The 3,751-nt window shown below is 71.2% G+C and carries 3 protein-coding genes; all 3 read right to left on the reverse strand.

What is annotated here, in order from left to right; translation table 11 throughout:
- Positions 1 to 86 precede the first annotated feature (86 nt).
- Genes ACFV0G_RS37030 through ACFV0G_RS37040 form a run of 3 tightly spaced genes read right to left on the reverse strand, consistent with a single transcriptional unit; the run spans position 87 to position 3,608 of the window.
- Positions 87 to 1,664 (reverse strand): glycoside hydrolase family 3 protein, encoded by a 1,578-nt coding sequence (locus ACFV0G_RS37030; RefSeq protein ID WP_380557479.1) that lies wholly within the window; start codon positions 1,662 to 1,664, stop codon positions 87 to 89.
- 52 nt (positions 1,665 to 1,716) lie between these two features.
- Positions 1,717 to 2,622, reverse strand: a complete 906-nt coding sequence (locus tag ACFV0G_RS37035) for a carbohydrate ABC transporter permease (RefSeq protein WP_380557482.1) — start codon at positions 2,620 to 2,622, stop codon at positions 1,717 to 1,719.
- On the reverse strand, positions 2,619 to 3,608 hold the full coding sequence (locus tag ACFV0G_RS37040) for a carbohydrate ABC transporter permease (protein WP_380557485.1): 990 nt from the start codon (positions 3,606 to 3,608) through the stop codon (positions 2,619 to 2,621). The genes ACFV0G_RS37035 and ACFV0G_RS37040 overlap by 4 nt, the downstream gene beginning before the upstream one ends.
- Positions 3,609 to 3,751: the final 143 nt, after the last annotated feature.

Raw genomic sequence — 3,751 nt, forward strand, 5'->3', positions numbered from 1 at the left:
CCGCCGCGCCGCGCGCGGGGCGGCCCGCCGCCCCCCCGGGGGGCCGGGCCCCCCCCCCCCCCCCCCGCGCGCGTCCAGTGGCCGTCTCAGGCCGGTGCGGCGCCCAGCACGAGACCGGCGAGCGCCTCCGCGGCGGCCACACCGCAGACCCGCGCACCGCCGTGGGTGGCGAGCACGGTCACCCCGCGCGCACCGAAGGTGTCGGCCAGCCCGTGGGCGGTGCCGATCTCCACCACCGCGGCGTCCGGGCGGGCGGTGACCAGCGCCAGCGCGGCGCGCTGCATCCACGGGTGGCGGTGCACGTCGCGCACCACGACCACCAGCGGCCGGTTGACCGCGGCACCGAGCACCGGGGCCACGTCGACGTCGGCGCCGTCCGCGGCGACCGCGACGTGCAGCAGGCCGGAGCCCTCCATCCGGGTCGCGGGCGCGCCGATCCGGCTGTGGGTGGTGCCGGGGACCAGCTCGGTCAGCGGGCCCGACACCCCCCAGGGGGTCTGGTCGCCGACCGCGATGTTGGCGCCCGGGGCGAACTCCACCACGTGCGGGACGCCCTGCAGCGGCCGCAGCTCGCCGTGGATCCGCAGCGCCCGGCGGGCCGCCGCCAGGCCGATGCCGACCTCGCCGTGGGCGCCGGCCTGGGCGCGGCGCTCGGCGGCGGACCAGCGGGCCACCGCGCGGTTGCGCTCGGCGGCCTCGTGCAGCCGCTCGGCCGGCAGCCGGCCCTCGCGGACCGCCCAGACCAGCGCGTCGCGCAGGTAGAGGAAGGCTGCCTCGTCGTCCAGGCCGCCGCCGACGCAGATGGTGTCGGCGCCGGCGGCGATCGCCCGGACGGAGCCGGCCGCCACGCCGTGGGTGCCGGAGATGGCGCCCATCTCGATGCCGTCGGTGACGATCAGCCCGCGGTAGCCGAGCTCCTCGCGGAGCAGGCCGGTGAGGATCTCCCGCGACATGGTGGCCGGCAGCGCCCCGTCGTACGCGGGGAACAGGATGTGCGCCGTCATGATCGCCTTGACGTCGGCGGCGATGGCGGCCCGGAACGGCTTCAGGTGCTCCTGGACCTGCTCGGGGGAGAGGTCGATCCGGGGCAGCCCGAGGTGCGAGTCGCCGGAGGTGTCGCCGTGGCCGGGGAAGTGCTTGGCGCAGGCGGCGACGCCGGCCGACTGGAGGCCGCGGACGTAGGCCGCGGTGTGCCGGGCGGCGAGGTCGCCGTCGGCGCCGAACGAACGCACGCCGATCACCGGGTTGTCCGGGTTGGAGTTGACGTCGGCGTCCGGCGCGTAGTCCAGGTTGATGCCGACCGAGGCGAGGTCGAGGCCGATCGAGCGGGCCACCCGCCGGGTGAGGTCGGTGTCGTCGACCTCGCCCAGCGCGTGGTTGCCCGGGTAGGACGAGCCGCTGGTCACCTCCAGCCGGGTGACGTCGCCGCCCTCCTCGTCGGTGGCGACCAGCAGGTCCGGGTTGAGCGCGTACATCTCCGCGGTCAGCGCGGCGACCTGCTGCGGGGTACGGATGTTGCGGCCGAACAGGGCGACGCCGCCCAGCTCGCCCGAGCCCAGTCTGCGGCGCAGCCAGTCGGGGGCGCTCAGCCCGACGAATCCCGGCTGCAGCACCGCGCCGGCGTCCGTCAGCAGTTCGAGGCTTTCCGTACCGGGAATCGCCATGGTTCCTTCCCTGGGGTGTGGGGTGTGCCGGTGGTGCGGGGGTGAGGAAGGGCTAGCCCTTGACCGCACCGGCGGTGAGACCCGCCGACACCTTCTTCTGGAAGATCACGAAGAGCAGGACCACGGGCAGCGACACCATCAGGGCGCCGGCCATCTGGGAGCCGTAGTCCGCGCCGCGGGTGGGCGTGGTGGCGTAGAAGGTGAGCCAGATCATCGAGGTCTTCTGGCCGCCCGTGGAGAGCAGCACGTTGGCGACGATGAACTCGTTCCACGCCTGGATCCAGCTGTAGACGCCGGTGGTGACCAGGCCGGGCAGGGTGAGCGGCAGGATCACGCGGAAGAAGGCGCCCCACTGGGTGCAGCCGTCGACCATGGCGGCCTCGTCGAGCTCGGCCGGGATGTTGACGATGAAGGAGCGCAGCGTCCAGATCACGTACGGCACGGTGAAGACCAGGTACGCGAGCATCACGCCGAACAGCACGCCGGTCATCCCGGCGTTGTTCATCACCACGAAGAGCGGGACGATGATCGCCAGCAGCGGCACCATCTGGACGACCAGCATGGTGACGATGAAGAAGCTGCGGCCGCGGAAGTTGAACCGGGCCACCGCGATGGCGGCGAGGAAGCCCACCACCAGGCCGAGCAGCACCGCGCCGACCGTGATGATCACGGTGTTCTGCAGGGCCGGCAGGAAGTCCTTGTCGTCGAAGATCGTCGAGTAGCTGTCGAACGAGAAGGAGCTGGGCCAGAAGGTCGGGTCCTTGGCGATCAGGTCCTTGTTCGTCTTGAACGTGGTGATGATCATCCAGTAGATCGGGAAGCCCATCACCACGGCGAAGCCGAGGCCGAGGACGTTCCAGAACCACGTCATGCCGCGGCTGCGGCCGGTGACCCGGGCCTTGGCCTTGACCTTCGGCAGGGCGGCGGTCCCCGCCGGGGCGTCGAGGGTGGTCGTCATCGGTCCTGGGCTCCGATCTTGAGCATCTGGCGGATGTAGAAGACCAGCACCGCCAGCATGAGGAGGATCATGACGATCGAGATCACCGAGCTGTCGCTGTAGTGCGAGGCGACGATGCCCTTCTCGTAGAGGTAGGTGCCGATCGTCCAGTAGCCGGGCTCCGGCGAGGTGTTGCGCAGCGAGAAGATCTGCGCGAAGACCTGGAAGTCCCAGATGAAGCTCAGCGCGGCGCTGATCATCAGGAACGGCTTGATGACCGGGACGACCACGTGCCGGAAGGACTGGAAGACGTTGGCGCCGTCCAGCGTGGCGGCCTCCATCAGCTCCTTGGGCACCTGGGTGAGGGCGGCGTTCAGGCCGAGCACCAGGAAGGGCAGCGCGCCCCAGATGATCACGGCCGCGCCGACCACGTAGAGGCCGACCGTGGGGTCGGCGAACCAGTCGTAGTGCTTGGTCTTCTCGTCCCCGGTGAACAGGTAGCCGATGTAGTCGACCACGCCGCCGTTGGAGGAGAAGAGCCAGCGGAAGACGGTGCCGGTGACCAGGGCGGGGATGGCCCAGACGAACATCATCACGGTGATGCAGGTGACCTTCACCCAGCCGGAGACCCGGTTGAGCAGCAGGGCGAAGAGCATGCCCAGCACCATCGACAGCACGACCAGCTCCACCGTGAAGTACACGGAGCGGAGCACGACCTCCCAGAACTGCCCGTCGCCGAACACCTTGGTGAAGCCGTCGAAGCCGATGTACTTCGCCAGCGCCGGGTTGACCAGGTACGAGTACCGGTTGATGTTCTGGAACGCCAGGTCGAACAGCTTAAACAGCGGATACGCCAGAGCGCCCACCAGGGCGGCGGCCGCCGGCAGGATCATCGTGTACGGGATGTAGCGGCCCGCGGCGAAGAAGCCGCGGCTCTGCGGCCCCTTCTCGGGGGCGGGCCCGGACGTCTCGGACCGCAGCACGGTCTCGTCGGTGGTCACACTCATCAGGGTCCTTCCCGGGCCCGCGGAACTGGATAGTCCTGGCGCGCGGGTGGGGGGGTACCCCGAGCGGCGCGAGCCCCCCCAACAGAGGCGAGGTCCGCCGGGGGGGGGGCGGGCGGCGATCTACGTACCCCGCGAGGCGCGGG

It is taken from the genome of Kitasatospora sp. NPDC059571, assembly GCF_042735675.1.
In the GTDB taxonomy this organism is placed as follows: domain Bacteria; phylum Actinomycetota; class Actinomycetes; order Streptomycetales; family Streptomycetaceae; genus Kitasatospora.

Excerpts from the sequence above, each read along its gene's own strand:
- ACFV0G_RS37030 (WP_380557479.1), bottom strand. The coding sequence starts at position 1,664 with ATGGCGATTCCCGGTACGGAAAGCCTCGAACTGCTGACGGACGCCGGC.
- ACFV0G_RS37035 (WP_380557482.1), bottom strand. The coding sequence starts at position 2,622 with ATGACGACCACCCTCGACGCCCCGGCGGGGACCGCCGCCCTGCCGAAG.
- ACFV0G_RS37040 (WP_380557485.1), bottom strand. The coding sequence starts at position 3,608 with ATGAGTGTGACCACCGACGAGACCGTGCTGCGGTCCGAGACGTCCGGG.